Origin of the sequence: Ottowia caeni (assembly GCF_050821495.1) — a bacterium.
Taxonomy (GTDB): domain Bacteria; phylum Pseudomonadota; class Gammaproteobacteria; order Burkholderiales; family Burkholderiaceae_C; genus Ottowia; species Ottowia caeni.
This window is the reverse complement of the sequence record NZ_CP151080.1, coordinates 3,477,537-3,491,824: the sequence shown is the minus strand read 5'-3', so window position 1 is coordinate 3,491,824 and position 14,288 is coordinate 3,477,537. Positions and strand designations below refer to the sequence as shown.

The following is a 14,288-nucleotide window of genomic DNA, read 5'->3' as shown; positions in this document are numbered from 1 at the left end:
CCTTGGTGGCTATAATCAGGGGCTTTTCTCGAAACAGCGTCGCCAGACCGCAGCCAAGGCATTTACTTCCAACCGAGAGTTCTCGCGTTCGTCAAGGGCGCGGGCGCGGTATGCGAGGGCGACCGTAACTATCCCGGAGAACCCTTTGCTTTCGTCACTCGAGGGGAAATTCCCGCCCGCCATCCTCGCCCTCGCCGACGGCAGCGTCTTCATAGGTCAATCCATTGGAGCTTCCGGCTCCACCGTGGGCGAGGTGGTGTTCAACACCTCCATGACTGGCTACCAGGAGATCCTTACAGATCCCAGCTATTGCCAGCAGATTGTCACGCTGACCTATCCTCACATCGGTAATACCGGAGTGAACGCGGAAGACGTGGAGTCCGGCAAGATCCAGGCCGCAGGCCTAATCATCAAGGATTTGCCGCTCCTGGCCAGCAATTTTCGCTCGGAACAAACCCTGAGCGATTACCTGATTGCCGGCAAAACCGTCGCCATTGCAGGTATCGACACTCGCAAGCTCACCCGACTGCTGCGTACAAACGGAGCTCAAAACGGCACCATTGTGGCGCTGGAAGCGGGGGTTGAGCCCACTCAGCAGCAGATTGATGCAGCCATTGCCGCCGCACGCTCGGCGCCATCCATGACCGGCCTGGATCTTGCCAAGGTCGTCAGCACACGCACACCTTACGAGTGGAATCAGACCGAATGGTCGATCACTCAAGGCTTTGGTACGCTGAAAGAACCTCGGTTCAAGGTTGTGGCTTATGACTTCGGTGTCAAGAAGAACATCTTGCGCATGCTGGCTGCCCGTGGCTGTCAAGTCACCGTGGTGCCGGCGCAGACCCCTGCGGCCGAAGTCCTGGCCCTCAAACCTGACGGAGTGTTTCTGTCCAACGGCCCTGGCGACCCAGAGCCATGTGACTACGCGATTGACGCTGCGCGAACCATCATCGACAGTGGAATGCCCACTTTCGGAATCTGCCTGGGCCACCAGATCATGGCACTGGCTTCTGGCGCCAAAACGTACAAGATGAAGTTTGGCCACCATGGGGCGAACCATCCGGTCAAGGATCAGCAAGACGGGCGCGTATCGATCACCAGCCAGAACCACGGCTTCGCCGTGGACGCGGCCACGCTTCCGCCCAGCCTGCGTGTCACGCATATCAGTTTGTTCGATGGCACTCTGCAAGGCTTTGCCTATGTCGACAAGCCGGCTTTCTGCTTCCAGGGGCATCCGGAAGCCCTGCCAGGCCCCCACGATGTGGGCTACCTGTTTGATCGCTTCATTGATCTCATGATCAATGCTAAGCGGCCCCAGGCGTGATGAATCACGACGTCCACCACAACTGAAAATGAAAATCGGCGCCCTCACAGGCGCCGATTCGCGAGCACATGCCCAAACGCACAGACCTCAAGACCATCCTTATCATCGGCGCCGGCCCCATTGTCATAGGCCAGGCGTGCGAGTTCGACTATTCCGGCGTGCAAGCCTGCAAGGCTCTGCGGGAAGAGGGCTACCGCGTGGTGCTGATCAACAGCAACCCCGCCACCATCATGACCGACCCTGCCACCGCCGATGTCACCTACATCGAGCCGATTACCTGGCAGACGGTAGAGAAAATCATTGCCAAAGAGCGCCCCGACGCGATTCTGCCAACCATGGGTGGGCAAACCGCGCTGAACTGCGCACTTGATCTGTGGCGACATGGTGTACTGAACAAGTACAACGTTGAACTCATCGGTGCCAAGCCGGAAGCCATCGACAAGGCCGAAGACCGCCTGAAATTCAAGGATGCCATGACCCGCATCGGCCTGGGATCGGCACGCTCAGGCATTGCGCACAGCATGGAGGAAGCCTGGGCGGTGCAAAAGAGCGTTGGTTTCCCGACCGTGATCCGCCCCAGCTTTACGTTGGGTGGCACCGGTGGCGGCATCGCCTACAACCCGGAAGAGTTTGAGGTCATCTGCAAGCGGGGCCTGGAAGCCTCGCCCACCAACGAGCTGCTCATTGAGGAATCCTTGCTCGGCTGGAAGGAGTATGAGATGGAGGTTGTGCGCGACAAGGCGGACAACTGCATCATCATCTGCTCGATCGAGAACCTCGACCCTATGGGCGTGCACACCGGTGACAGCATCACCGTTGCTCCCGCGCAGACGCTGACCGACAAAGAGTACCAGGTCTTGCGCAACGCCTCGATTGCTGTATTGCGCGAGATCGGCGTGGATACGGGTGGTTCCAACGTGCAGTTTGCGGTCAACCCCAAAGACGGGCGCATGATCGTGATCGAAATGAACCCGCGCGTCAGCCGTTCATCTGCCCTGGCCTCGAAGGCTACGGGCTTCCCGATTGCCAAGGTGGCGGCCAAGCTGGCTGTCGGCTACACGCTCGATGAACTGAAGAACGACATCACAGGCGGCGCTACCCCTGCCAGCTTCGAGCCCACGATCGACTACGTGGTCACCAAGATCCCTCGATTCGCATTCGAGAAGTTCCCAGCGGCTGATAACCGACTGACCACCCAGATGAAGAGCGTGGGCGAGGTCATGGCCATTGGTCGCACCTTCCAGGAGTCCTTCCAGAAGGCGCTGCGGGGCCTGGAGGTCGGCGTTGACGGCATGAACGAGAAAACCCAGGACCGCGAAACGCTCGAAAAAGAGCTGGGCGAGCCTGGCCCGGATCGGATCTGGTATGTGGGAGATGCATTCGCCGCCGGCTGGTCGCTGGAGGAAGTGCACCAGCTCACCAAGATCGACAAGTGGTTCTTGGTGCAGATCGAGGAAATCATCAAGATCGAACTCGAACTGGATCAGCACACAGAACAACATGGCGAGAAAGCGCTTGAGATGCTTTCCCGCGATGAGGTCCTGACGCTCAAGAAAAAGGGGTTCTCCGACCGCAGGTTGGCCAAGCTGCTGCGCACCACCGACAAGGCTGTGCGCGAGCGCCGCGCTGCGTTGAACGTGCGTCCGGTGTACAAAAGGGTTGATACCTGCGCCGCCGAGTTCGCGACGGGAACGGCCTATATGTACTCGACCTACGAGGACGAGTGCGAAGCAGAGCCCACGAACAAGAAAAAGATCATGGTGCTCGGTGGCGGGCCCAACCGGATTGGCCAAGGCATCGAGTTCGACTACTGCTGCGTGCACGCCGCCTTGGCCATGCGCGAAGATGGTTACGAAACCATCATGGTCAACTGCAACCCGGAAACCGTTTCTACAGACTACGACACTTCTGATCGGCTCTATTTCGAACCGCTCACCCTCGAAGACGTGCTGGAAATCGTGGACAAGGAAAAGCCCACAGGCGTCATTGTGCAGTACGGCGGGCAGACTCCCCTGAAGCTGGCGCTCGGCCTGGAAGCTGAAGGTGTGCCGATCATCGGAACTTCACCCGACATGATCGACGCTGCTGAAGACCGCGAGCGCTTCCAGAAGCTGCTCAACGACCTGGGTCTGCGTCAGCCCCCCAATGCGACGGCTCGTACTGAAAGCGAAGCTTTGGAAAAAGCCGCAGAGTTGGGGTATCCACTTGTGGTGCGTCCCTCCTACGTCTTGGGCGGTCGTGCCATGGAGATCGTGCACGAGCAGCGCGACCTGGAGCGCTACATGCGCGAGGCCGTGAAGGTCAGCAACGATTCACCTGTGCTGCTCGACCGCTTCCTGTCCGACGCCATTGAGTGTGACGTCGACGCGATTCGTGATGCCAAAGGCAGAGTGTTCATCGGTGGCGTCATGGAGCACATCGAGCAGGCTGGCGTCCACTCTGGCGACTCCGGATGCTCGCTTCCTCCGTACTACTTGCGTCAGGCCACCATTGACGAACTCAAGCGCCAGACCGCCGCCATGGCCCAGGGGCTGAACGTGGTTGGCCTGATGAACGTGCAGTTCGCCATTCAGGAAAAACTGCAAGAAGACGGCAGTAAGCTCGATGTCATCTACGTGCTGGAAGTCAACCCGCGCGCCAGCCGCACGGTGCCTTTCGTGAGCAAGGCAACGGGCATTCAGCTTGCCAAGGTGGCAGCGCGCTGCATGGCTGGGCAGTCCCTCGACGAGCAGGGCATTGGGCAGGAAGTGACACCGCCATACTTCAGCGTGAAAGAGGCCGTCTTCCCGTTCGTCAAGTTCCCCGGCGTTGACACCATTCTCGGCCCAGAGATGAAGTCCACCGGTGAGGTGATGGGAGTTGGCAAGACCTTTGGTGAGGCTTACATCAAGGCCCAGATGGGGGCAGGTGAGCGTTTGCCGCGTCCGCTGAAGGCCGACGGCACGCCCGCCGGCAAGGTGTTCCTGACGGTGAAGAACAGCGACAAGCCGACGGCTGTAAAAATTGCCCGCGATCTGGTGGCCATGGGCTTCAGGCTCATCGCAACCCGCGGTACCGCCACGGCCATCGAGGCTGCGGGTGTGCCGTGTGAAACGGTCAACAAGGTCACCGAAGGTCGCCCGCATATCGTCGACATGATCAAGAACAACGAAGTTGCCCTGGTCATCAATACCGTCGAAGAACGCCGAAATGCCATCGCTGACAGCCGTGCCATTCGAACCAGCGCTCTGTTGGCGCGCGTGCCGACCATCACCACCATCGCTGGTGCCGAGGCAGCCGTTGATGGCATGCAGTTTATGGACAAACTGGCGGTGATTTCGGTGCAGGAAATGCACCAGGCGTTAGCGTCAGCGTAACGTTGCGCAGGCGCACGCGCGCCTGCGCTCAGCCTGGCGGAACCCTCGGGCGGGTTCGCCAGTAGCGCAGCCCAATGCTCGATTGGTTTCTCTCTTTGGGCGCACTTTCCACCTGTGAGACTGGCGTGCGCGTCCATGCGCAATGCCCGGTGGCCTCTCAGAATCATGACGTTGATTCAGGGCCATTTGCGCTTGTCGCCCTGATGTAAGCGACCGGCTTCTTGCCAAGTACTACTTGCTAATCACTCCTGTCCGGGAAGTCCCAAGAAGACGTCGGGTAAGGGGCGGTGGATTCGCGTGCGCTGGAGTCAGGCGAATGTGGCGGTCGCATGCTTTTCGTATGAAACAAGTTTTCAGATAAAAAGTAGTGCTTTGGTTTAATTTAAAGTTGTTATAAGTCCAAGAACTCGACTTAAAAATAGTATTAAAATATACATTTCCTGAGATGTGTTCGCGATCTTGCCGTGAGGCATCGTTTATTCAAGTCAACAATTAAGAATGAGTTTGTCGTATTTCTACGGCCTGGTCCTCATCCCGGTCCTATCCACATGTGGATTCTTGGTTTCCGCATACGCCGGACCACTCAATGACACGGGCATTGACTTTCTGCACAGCCAAGGGGCTGGAATAGTTGCGGGTTCTGATGCGAATTTTGTGAGAGTTCCTGTTCCAGGCGCGCAGGACGCGCGCTATGGCCGCGATGCTGCCGCTCTTCAGCACGCCCTGCAAAAACAGGGCGGAAGTGCGGGCACGAGAGCCGGCAGGCCGAACGGCTTCGATTTCACCAAAGTAAGCAATGTCGGCGCCATGCTTCCAGAAGAAGCCGCGCTCGGTAGCGAGCCCCATGGTTGGGCCTGCACTTACGACAACAACACGGGCCTGATGTGGGAGGTGAAGATTGCTGACGCGACTCACTTGAGGTCCATGGGGCATACATACAGTTGGTACCGTGGCGATGGTCGTGAAGGCGAGCTTGCCGACGGTGGCGCGTGCCATGCAGCTGGTCGCTGCGACACCATCAAGTACGTGCAGGACGTCAATGAGGTGGGCCTTTGTGGATACCACGATTGGCGCCTGCCGACGCCCCTTGAGTTGGCCAATATCGTCGATCGTGGCCGCAAGAGCCCGGCCATTGATCCTATCTATTTTCCAAACACCCCCGCGACGCTCTATTGGGCATCAAGCGCCGTCGCGGGTTTGAGGGGTGTCGGCTGGCTAAGGAACTTCCAGAACGGTGGTGGCGCATTTGAACTTATGGATGAGCCTCATTCAATTCGACTCGTGAGGAAGTCGAAATGATGTCGCATTCTGAACAGTAAAAAAGCAAACCCTTCATGATCCATCGATTTCTTGGTGTTTGTATAGTTTTGCCAGCGATGCTCTCCCTCGCATCTCCAGCATCGGCTCAATTCTGTCAGGGAGGAGCGGCTCGTAGCACGCCTGACCATCATTTCTCTGATGCGGGTGCCGGCATGGTGTTGCACAAGCCGACGGGCCTGATCTGGAAGCGCTGTGCCGAAGGGCAGACCTGGAGTGGCATGACATGCACAGGTAAGCCTGAGTTTTACTTATGGAGCGAAGCGTTCGAGCGCGTCGCAGCAGTCAATGCTGCAGAGGTGGACTCACCATCGTTTCTGACAGTGTGGGCGCGAATGTTCGGATCGATCGGGGGTGTTAAACCTCCAGAGCCGACACCCGGGGCAATCCAAAAGCTGGGCAAGGACGATTGGCGACTACCAAATATCAATGAGTTGCTCTCCATTGTCGAAACGGCGTGTGAAGGGCCTTCTGTCAATACAAGCCAGTTTCCTGGGTTTCCAGTCTCAGCTTACTGGTCCTCTTCACCAGTCGCCGACATACAGGATGCTGCGTGGGCTATGGCTACCACTGCCGGACTGGACAAACCGGCTAACCGCTGGAAATCTAAACTGCAGGTTCACTTGGTGCGCGGGGGCAATGACTTCCTGAGTTTCGATTCAGGAGAGGGCGCACCGGTGCTGGAGGCTCCTTCAGTACCCGTTCCGTGGAGCGAGCAACCTCAGCAGAACCCGGCGCTTCAGTCTAGTCCCGAAGCCCGGTCAGAGAGCCCGAGCCCAGCCGCAAACTCCGAGAATGATCCTGCGGATGAGACGAATCTACCGGAGTCAGTCGGAGACCTGACGGCAGACTGGCCTGCTGGCGATCAAATCGCTTGGAAACCCGCGCAATCGGGCAATCCAGGTGTGCACAGGGCTGGGGAAATCGCTTCAGTGCCAAGCCTTGAGGCGTTGGGTATTGGACTCTTGAGTCTGCTGCTGGGCGGCATGGGTATGCGCGCAGCAAGAAGGAAATAAGGCTCTTGCTCAGGAAAGCCAGCGAATTTTCCCGGTTTCTATGTCATGCATGGCGCCCACGATTTTGAGTTGGTCGGCCCGTACGAGTTTTGTCAGCACCTCGCTGCGGGTGTTCAGTCTGGCGACGGCATCCCGAACGTTCTGCTCTGCAACGCGCTGCACTAACTCGGTGTTACTTGAACTGGGCACACCCTGATACTGGAGCTTGGCAAGTGAGGGGCGAATCTGCGCAAGGACGCCGCTCAACAACCCTAGCCTGGCGTCGTCGACGGCGCCCTTGACTGCGCCACACCCGCCATGGCCCAACACCACGATCGCTTTGGCTCCGGCCAACTGGGTGGCAAACTCAAGGCTCCCGATGATGTCGTCATTGACGAAATTGCCGGCAATGCGAGCTGCGAAAATATCGCCTATATGCTGGTCGAAGACCAGCTCGGGAGGCACTCGGCTGTCGATGCAGCCCACCACGGCCGCAAAAGGTGCTTGCTTTTCTGAGGTAGCGCGCACCTGGGGCAGCAAGTCGCAGTTCAAAGGCCGGCCAGCAATAAAGCGTTCATTTCCCTCGCGCAACAAGTTCAGCGCTTGATCAGGCGTGATTTCGACCTGGGATTTCGGCGTTTGTACGGCGCAGAACTTTTGCGCCAGCGCCTGCTCCGCAGCCAAGGTAGAGCACGCGACCAATGCCGTTTTGAGAGCGTTTCGGCGGGTCAGCATGCCATATTCTCCAAGTGATGCCATGTGATGTCAAATGGTGGCAGGTCATCGTGAACCCGAGGCTTTCAGGCTCGTATGGAGAGGTGAAAAGCACGCGGCTCGCATACTCCTGGAGGTGACACGGAGCAACGTGACGCCCAAATGGCCGCTTCCAGTGCATAATAATCGGAAAATACCGCCGAGCGAAAACGCTCGGCGGTTTCGCTTTTGTGCAAGGAATATTTTGATATGGCTACCATTCCCATCACCAAGCGCGGTGCTGAAAAACTCAAGTCAGAGTTGCATCGGCTGAAAACCAAGGATCGCCCTGAAGTCATCAATGCCATCGCCGAAGCGCGGGCGCAGGGTGACCTCAGCGAAAACGCAGAGTACGACGCCGCCAAGGATCGCCAGGGTTTTATCGAAGGGCGCATCAAGGAAGTCGAAGGCAAACTGGCGGCCGCGCAGATCATCGACCCGGCCGAACTGGATGCCGGCGGCAAGGTGGTGTTCGGCGCTACTGTGGAGCTAGAGGAGGAGGATTCCGGTGAGAAGGTCACCTATCAGATCGTGGGCGAGGATGAGGCCGATCTGAAGCTGGGACTGATCAACATCTCCAGCCCCATCGCGCGCGCGCTCATCGGCAAGGAAGAGGGCGACACGGCTGAGGTTCAGGCTCCTGGTGGCGTGAAACACTATGAGATCATCGCGGTCAAATACATAGTGTCCTGAATCGCAAGTTCGTTGAACAAATCCACCGACAATCGCCCCCATGCTGCGTCACAAACCCTCGCGATACCACTCGGTATCACTGCGTTTTGTTCCTTGCCTGGCGCCGATTTCGGCAGATTTTTCTATTCAACGAACTTACAACTCAGGACACTAGGCTGACTGACATGAACAAGCGCCTGTCACTGTTCGCTGCAGCCCTGTGGTGGGGCAGCCTGACGGCGCTCGGATTCATGGTAGTGCCCATGCTGTTCGCTCACTTGCCGACGCTTTCCATGGCGGGACAAATGGCGGCCAAGCTGTTCGCTGCGCAAACGTGGGTATCCGTTGTTTGCGGCGTTCTCTTGCTTGTGCTCAACCGGCCGGGAGGGAAATCGCCAGCTGATCAGCACAATGTCGCATTGATGGTCTTCATCTTGCTGGGCTTGTTGCTTGCACTGCTGGTTGAGTATGCTGTGGCGCCGCGCATCGTGGCTCGCGAAAATCTTCGCCTGTGGCACACCTCAGGATCCGTGATGTATGGTGTGCAATGGCTATGCGCCGCGGTCGTGCTTTGGCGCATGGCAGGCAGCACAACGCAAGAACAACCATGAATTCACCCATAGTTGAAATCGGTCTCGCCGATTGGAGCCAGGTGCGTCCCCAGCCTGAGTGGACACAGGCGGTGGAGGCCGGCAAGGTGCTTTATTTTCCGAAGCTGGGTTTTGCACTGCAGTCGCAGGAGCAGCCGCTGCTGCGTGAAGATATGCTCAAGGCCGGTACGCGGAACATCAGCCTGGGTGCTGATGGCGTACTCAAGGGGCTGCAGGAAGCGAAGCCGAGCAAATGGCGCTGGCCGCCATGATCGGTCGCTTCCGCCAGCAAGCCTTGGGGCTTATAGACGGCCTTCTGCCTGAATATCATGGGTTGCTGCGTGTGGCTCCCACGAGTTTTCGCCCTAAACAGGTTGAAACGCGCGCACAGTCGGTGCGCGCCGATGATCAGCGAATGCACGTGGACGCCTTTCCTTCTCGCCCGAACTATGGCGAGCGCATCTTGCGCGTGTTCACCAACCTCAACCCGCTGGGTGTACCGCGGGTGTGGCGCCTGGGAGATGATTTTGAGACAGTGGCGCGCCAGTTCTTGCCACGTGCCAAGCCTTACCGTCTATGGCAGGCCAAGGTACTGAATGCGCTGCATGTCACCAAATCGCTGCGTAGCGAGTACGACCATCTGATGCTGCAACTGCACGATTTGATGAAATTCGACGAGCAGTATCAGAAGAGCGGCACGCAGATGAAAATGCCGTTCCCGCCGGGCAGCGTTTGGGTGTGTTTTTCGGATCAGGCCACACATGCCGTCATGAGCGGTCAGTTCATGATGGAGCAGACGCTCTACTTGCCACCAAGGCGCGAAGTTAATCCGGAGTCCAGTCCGCTGGCCATTCTTACGCGTATGGTGGGACGCCCTTTGGTGGGCGTCGGTTTGGGTAAAGGCCTTTGAATCAAGACGCTTAGAACGTGTTTAGGATGCCCTGCATAACTCCCTGCGGTCTGTGGCAGCACGGACTCGGGCGATCCGCTGCGTTGCTTTTCTTGCCAATAGCTGGGCTATTGGCTGCAAAAAGACGCCTTGCGCCTCATCCGGATCCGCACTACCACCGACTCGCGAGGGTTCTGCAGGGCATCCTTTACGATCTCAAGCGGTCAGCTTTTCCAGGCGTCGGCCACCCATAGTGCCGGCTTGATGTAGGCAAATCGCTTGTTGCGCTTGCCTTCAAGGGCGTCCGGCGGGTTAACCTCGCCGTGGAAAATTACGATGCGCGCACCCTCTGGTACGAAGGGTGACTTCCAGTAATTGGTCGGCCAAGTCGGAATGCCGTGGTATTTGAAGCTCGGGCACCACTTTTCAGGCCAGTAGTTCAGCTTGCCTTGCCGATGCAGGAAATGCGAGAGAAAGTCTTGCTCGTTGCGGTACTCACGCTGCACCTCGGACATATGGCTTCGAAAGTAAGCCAGCACGTCGGCATGTGCGCCCAGGCTGAACCGATAGACCGATGAATTGCCCACGATGCGCTCACCGAAGCGCCAGAAGCGCGGGTAGTCGTGGATGATAAGAAACTCACCCGGTTGCGTGAAAAAATCGTCCAGACTGCCAACGACCACCACATCCAGGTCGAGGAACAGCGCTGTTCCTCGCAGCCCGTGCAGATCGGCCTCAAAGGTGGTGAGTTTCTTCCAGGCGCCATCTCGCTGGCCGGGCTTGAGGTTCAAATCAAGCGGCGGAATGGGCAGGCACAGCACCTCGGAGCGTATGCCGCTGGAGTCGTCGGTCAGGCACACCATCTGGAAATCACCAGTCAGGTGGCGGCGTACCATGCCGTAGAGGCGGTTGACATACTCCGGGCCGTACTTGGTGCCCCATTTCATGCACAGAATGTGACGCTTGTGGTCACCATTGACCGTCTCTGGAGCGCGCAACTCGCTGGGGGCCAGCGCAGTCATCAGTCCAGTCGTCCCTTCTTGATGGACTTTTGCTTCGGACTGGCTCGCTTGACCTTGCCACCGGGTGTAAGGCGCTGGTTGCCCAGCACTCGCAGGATTTTCACTTCAGGTCGTTGCCCGCCACGCTTGCTGTACTTGAGTACTTTCACGTCCTTGGGACCAGGCATGCGGTCTTCGTCGGCAGCGCGCGTCTTTTCGGGTATGGGCCGCCACATGACCAGGAGCTTGCCGATGTGCTGAATGGGAGCGGCGTTCAATTCATCCGCCAGTTGTGCGTAGATCGACTCACGCGCAGCGCGATCGTCTCCCAATACGCGAATTTTGATGAGGCCGTGCGCGTTCAGGGCGGCGTCCACTTCCTTGCGCACGGCAGGAGTCAGTCCGTCACCCCCGATCATGACTACGGGATCCAGGTGATGGGCTTCGGCGCGGTACACCTTACGTTCCGCAGGTGTGAGTTCAATTTGAGGCATAGTCGTATTATCGGTGTTCCATGAAGGTAAAAACTAAAAGCAAAAAGGTCAACAAGGCGTGGCTTAACGACCACGTCAACGATACCTATGTCAAATTGGCCCAAAAAGAGGGATATCGCGCCCGTGCCGCGTACAAACTGAAGGAAATCGACGAAGCTTTGCGCTTGGTCAAGCCGGGCGGTCTGGTGGTGGACCTCGGCAGCGCGCCGGGCGCCTGGAGCCAGTATCTGCGTCGCAGGCTATCTCCTGCCGGGGCTGCGGTAGGTGAACTGAATGGCACCATCATTGCTCTAGACATGCTGCCCATGGAGCCCATCGAAGGCGTAACTTTTCTACAAGGGGACTTCCGCACGGCAGAGGTGCTCGCGCAACTTCAGCAGGCCGTGGCGGGGCGCCAGGTGGATCTGGTGGTTTCAGACATGGCTCCCAACCTCTCCGGCGTCGAATCGACCGATGCCGCCCGTATCGAGCATCTGGTGGAGTTGGCGTTAGAGTTCGCCCAAACACACCTGAAGCCCGAAGGGGCCTTGGTCGTCAAACTGTTTCACGGCAGCGGATACAGCCAATTGGTCGATCTTTTCCGGAGTACGTTCAGCGTGGTGAAGCCCATCAAGCCCAAGGCTTCGCGAGATAAATCCTCGGAAACCTTTTTGGTTGGCATGAATCTCAAGAGGCCGGCTGGAGCCGAGCAGTCTTGACATTGATCAGGTTTTTCGGGGTGTGCTGCGAAGCAAATTTGGGAAAACCGTGTAAAGCCTTGTGTTCCTTGTGCGGTAGACGACCCTTCAGGGTGTGTGGATCGCCTTGAAACACATAAAATCGTCTATATATGCTCGGCATGGCCGGGTTTTGCCGTCAAGGCAGAAATTGCCCTTTTGGCGGCGAATCCTGCGTCGCGGGGTTCACGTGGCTTTTTTTACTGGAGCGTAAGGCCTTGAAGAATCAGTGGTTCTCGAAGATCGCCGTCTGGATGGTCATTGCCATGGTGTTGTTCACCGTGTTCAAGCAATTCGATGGTGGTCGCATGGCTAGCGCCAATCACATCGCCTATTCCGATTTCCTGGACGAGGTGCGGAACAATCGCGTCAAAAGCGCCACCATCCAGGAAGGTCAGGGTGGCACCGACATCTTGGCGGTCATGAATGACGACCGCCGGGTGCGTACGCAGGCAACTTATCTGGATCGAGGCTTGGTGGGCGACCTCATCAACCATGATGTCAAGTTTGACGTCAAGCCGCGGGAAGAAGGCTCTCTTCTGATGACCCTGTTGGTCAGTTGGGGCCCCATGCTCCTGCTGATTGGCGTCTGGGTATATTTCATGCGCCAGATGCAAGGCGGTGGCAAGGGCGGTGCATTCAGCTTCGGCAAGTCCAAGGCACGCATGCTCGACGAGAACACAAACCAAGTGACGTTTGCCGACGTCGCTGGCTGCGACGAGGCGAAGGAAGAAGTCAAGGAAGTGGTCGACTTCCTGAAGGATCCTCAGAAGTTTCAAAAACTCGGCGGACGCATTCCGCGCGGTCTGTTGCTGGTCGGCCCTCCGGGCACAGGCAAGACTCTGCTGGCCAAGTCGATTGCGGGCGAAGCCAAGGTGCCGTTCTTCAGCATTTCAGGCTCTGACTTTGTGGAGATGTTTGTAGGCGTGGGCGCGGCCCGAGTGCGCGACATGTTCGAGAACGCCAAGAAAAACGCGCCTTGCATCATCTTCATCGATGAGATTGACGCCGTTGGTCGCCAGCGTGGCGCCGGACTGGGTGGCGGTAACGACGAACGCGAGCAGACCCTCAACCAGATGCTGGTCGAGATGGATGGTTTCGAGACCAACCTGGGCGTGATCGTGGTCGCGGCTACCAACCGCCCTGACATTCTTGACGCCGCACTGCTGCGCCCCGGCCGCTTTGACCGTCAGGTCTACGTGACGCTGCCTGATATTCGCGGCCGTGAGCAGATTCTGAATGTGCACATGCGCAAGATTCCGATCGGCCAGGACGTGAGCCCAGGCATCATCGCACGTGGTACCCCCGGCATGAGTGGCGCAGATCTGGCGAACCTGTGCAACGAGGCGGCGCTCATGGCCGCGCGCCGTAATGCGCGCGTGGTCGAGATGCAGGACTTCGAGAAGGCCAAGGACAAGATTCTCATGGGCCCCGAGCGCAAGAGCATGGTCATGCCCGAAGAGGAACGCCGGAATACGGCCTACCATGAAAGCGGCCATGCGCTGATCGGCAAACTGCTGCCCAAGTGCGATCCGGTGCACAAGGTGACGATCATTCCCCGTGGTCGCGCGCTGGGTGTAACCATGAGCTTGCCCTCGCAAGACCGCTACAGCTACGACAAGGAATTCATGCTGAACCAGATCAGCATGCTCTTTGGCGGCCGTATCGCGGAAGAGGTGTTCATGAATCAAATGACGACCGGTGCCAGCAACGATTTTGAACGCGCCACCAATCTGGCCCGTGACATGGTCATGAAATACGGCATGAGCTTGGCGCTGGGCCCCATGGTCTATGCCGAGAACGAAGGTGAAGTGTTCCTGGGTCGCAGCGTGACCAAGACCACCAGTATCTCGGAAGAAACCTTGCAGAAGGTGGATGCCGAAGTGCGCCGCATTATTGACGAACAATACGCGCTGGCTCGCAAGCTGATCGAGGACAATCAGGACAAGATGCATGCCATGGCCAAGGCTCTGCTCGATTGGGAAACCATTGACAGCGATCAATTGGACGACATCATGGCCGGCCGAGAGCCGCGTCCACCCAAGGACTTCACGCCACGCACTCCGGCGGCTCCAGGCAATGGTACTGGCGGCACGCCAGTAGCCAAGCCGGCTGAGCCGGCACCGACAGTGGCTTGAGTCTGTACAAGTCCGACGCAGCGGGGCCTTCGGGTCCCGTTTT

General features: G+C 58.0%; 11 protein-coding genes and 1 pseudogene. 9 read left to right on the top strand and 3 right to left on the bottom strand.

Going from position 1 to position 14,288, the window contains the following annotated elements:
• Positions 1-145 precede the first annotated feature (145 nt).
• The 4 genes from carA to AAAK34_RS16435 all read left to right on the top strand — a co-directional run bounded on the left by carA (position 146) and on the right by AAAK34_RS16435 (position 7,013).
• Positions 146-1,324, top strand: a complete 1,179-nt coding sequence (gene carA, locus AAAK34_RS16450; RefSeq protein ID WP_231694512.1) for a glutamine-hydrolyzing carbamoyl-phosphate synthase small subunit — start codon at positions 146-148, stop codon at positions 1,322-1,324.
• A 68-nt stretch (positions 1,325-1,392) separates the two neighbouring features.
• Positions 1,393-4,680, top strand: a complete 3,288-nt coding sequence (carB, locus tag AAAK34_RS16445; protein ID WP_231694270.1) for a carbamoyl-phosphate synthase large subunit — start codon at positions 1,393-1,395, stop codon at positions 4,678-4,680.
• 654 nt (positions 4,681-5,334) lie between these two features.
• Complete coding sequence (locus AAAK34_RS16440) at positions 5,335-5,979, top strand: DUF1566 domain-containing protein (protein ID WP_431777487.1); 645 nt, start codon at positions 5,335-5,337, stop codon at positions 5,977-5,979.
• A 173-nt stretch (positions 5,980-6,152) separates the two neighbouring features.
• Entirely contained in the window at positions 6,153-7,013 is an 861-nt protein-coding gene (locus AAAK34_RS16435) for a DUF1566 domain-containing protein (RefSeq protein WP_431777486.1), read from the top strand.
• Positions 7,014-7,022: 9 nt separating this feature from the next.
• On the opposite strand, the gene AAAK34_RS16430 is transcribed toward AAAK34_RS16435, so the two are convergent.
• The gene (locus AAAK34_RS16430) at positions 7,023-7,727 is read right to left on the bottom strand and encodes a carbonic anhydrase family protein (protein WP_231694273.1); all 705 of its coding nucleotides are present in this window, start codon (positions 7,725-7,727) and stop codon (positions 7,023-7,025) included.
• Positions 7,728-7,955: 228 nt separating this feature from the next.
• Here AAAK34_RS16430 and greA point away from each other — a divergent pair, with 228 nt between their 5' ends.
• The 3 genes and pseudogenes from greA (at position 7,956) to AAAK34_RS16415 (ending at position 9,917) form a co-directional block, all read left to right on the top strand.
• Entirely contained in the window at positions 7,956-8,438 is a 483-nt protein-coding gene (gene greA / locus AAAK34_RS16425; protein WP_231694274.1) for a transcription elongation factor GreA, read from the top strand.
• 164 nt (positions 8,439-8,602) lie between these two features.
• A complete protein-coding gene (locus AAAK34_RS16420) occupies positions 8,603-9,028 on the top strand; it encodes a DUF4149 domain-containing protein (protein ID WP_231694275.1) in 426 nt (141 codons plus the stop codon).
• A pseudogene (locus AAAK34_RS16415) lies at positions 8,965-9,917 on the top strand (Kdo hydroxylase family protein). Before AAAK34_RS16420 ends, AAAK34_RS16415 begins: the two are co-directional and overlap by 64 nt.
• A gap of 203 nt (positions 9,918-10,120) precedes the next feature.
• Here AAAK34_RS16415 and AAAK34_RS16410 read toward each other — a convergent pair.
• Together AAAK34_RS16410 and AAAK34_RS16405 are read right to left on the bottom strand one after the other, a co-directional pair.
• Complete coding sequence (locus tag AAAK34_RS16410; RefSeq protein ID WP_231694513.1) at positions 10,121-10,843, bottom strand: glycosyltransferase; 723 nt, start codon at positions 10,841-10,843, stop codon at positions 10,121-10,123.
• A 74-nt stretch (positions 10,844-10,917) separates the two neighbouring features.
• Complete coding sequence (locus AAAK34_RS16405) at positions 10,918-11,391, bottom strand: YhbY family RNA-binding protein (protein WP_231694277.1); 474 nt, start codon at positions 11,389-11,391, stop codon at positions 10,918-10,920.
• A gap of 20 nt (positions 11,392-11,411) precedes the next feature.
• Between AAAK34_RS16405 and AAAK34_RS16400 the strand changes: the two genes are divergently transcribed.
• Both AAAK34_RS16400 and ftsH read left to right on the top strand, forming a co-directional pair.
• Positions 11,412-12,089, top strand: a complete 678-nt coding sequence (locus AAAK34_RS16400; protein WP_231694278.1) for an RlmE family RNA methyltransferase — start codon at positions 11,412-11,414, stop codon at positions 12,087-12,089.
• Positions 12,090-12,325: 236 nt separating this feature from the next.
• Complete coding sequence (gene ftsH, locus AAAK34_RS16395; protein ID WP_231694279.1) at positions 12,326-14,245, top strand: ATP-dependent zinc metalloprotease FtsH; 1,920 nt, start codon at positions 12,326-12,328, stop codon at positions 14,243-14,245.
• Positions 14,246-14,288: the final 43 nt, after the last annotated feature.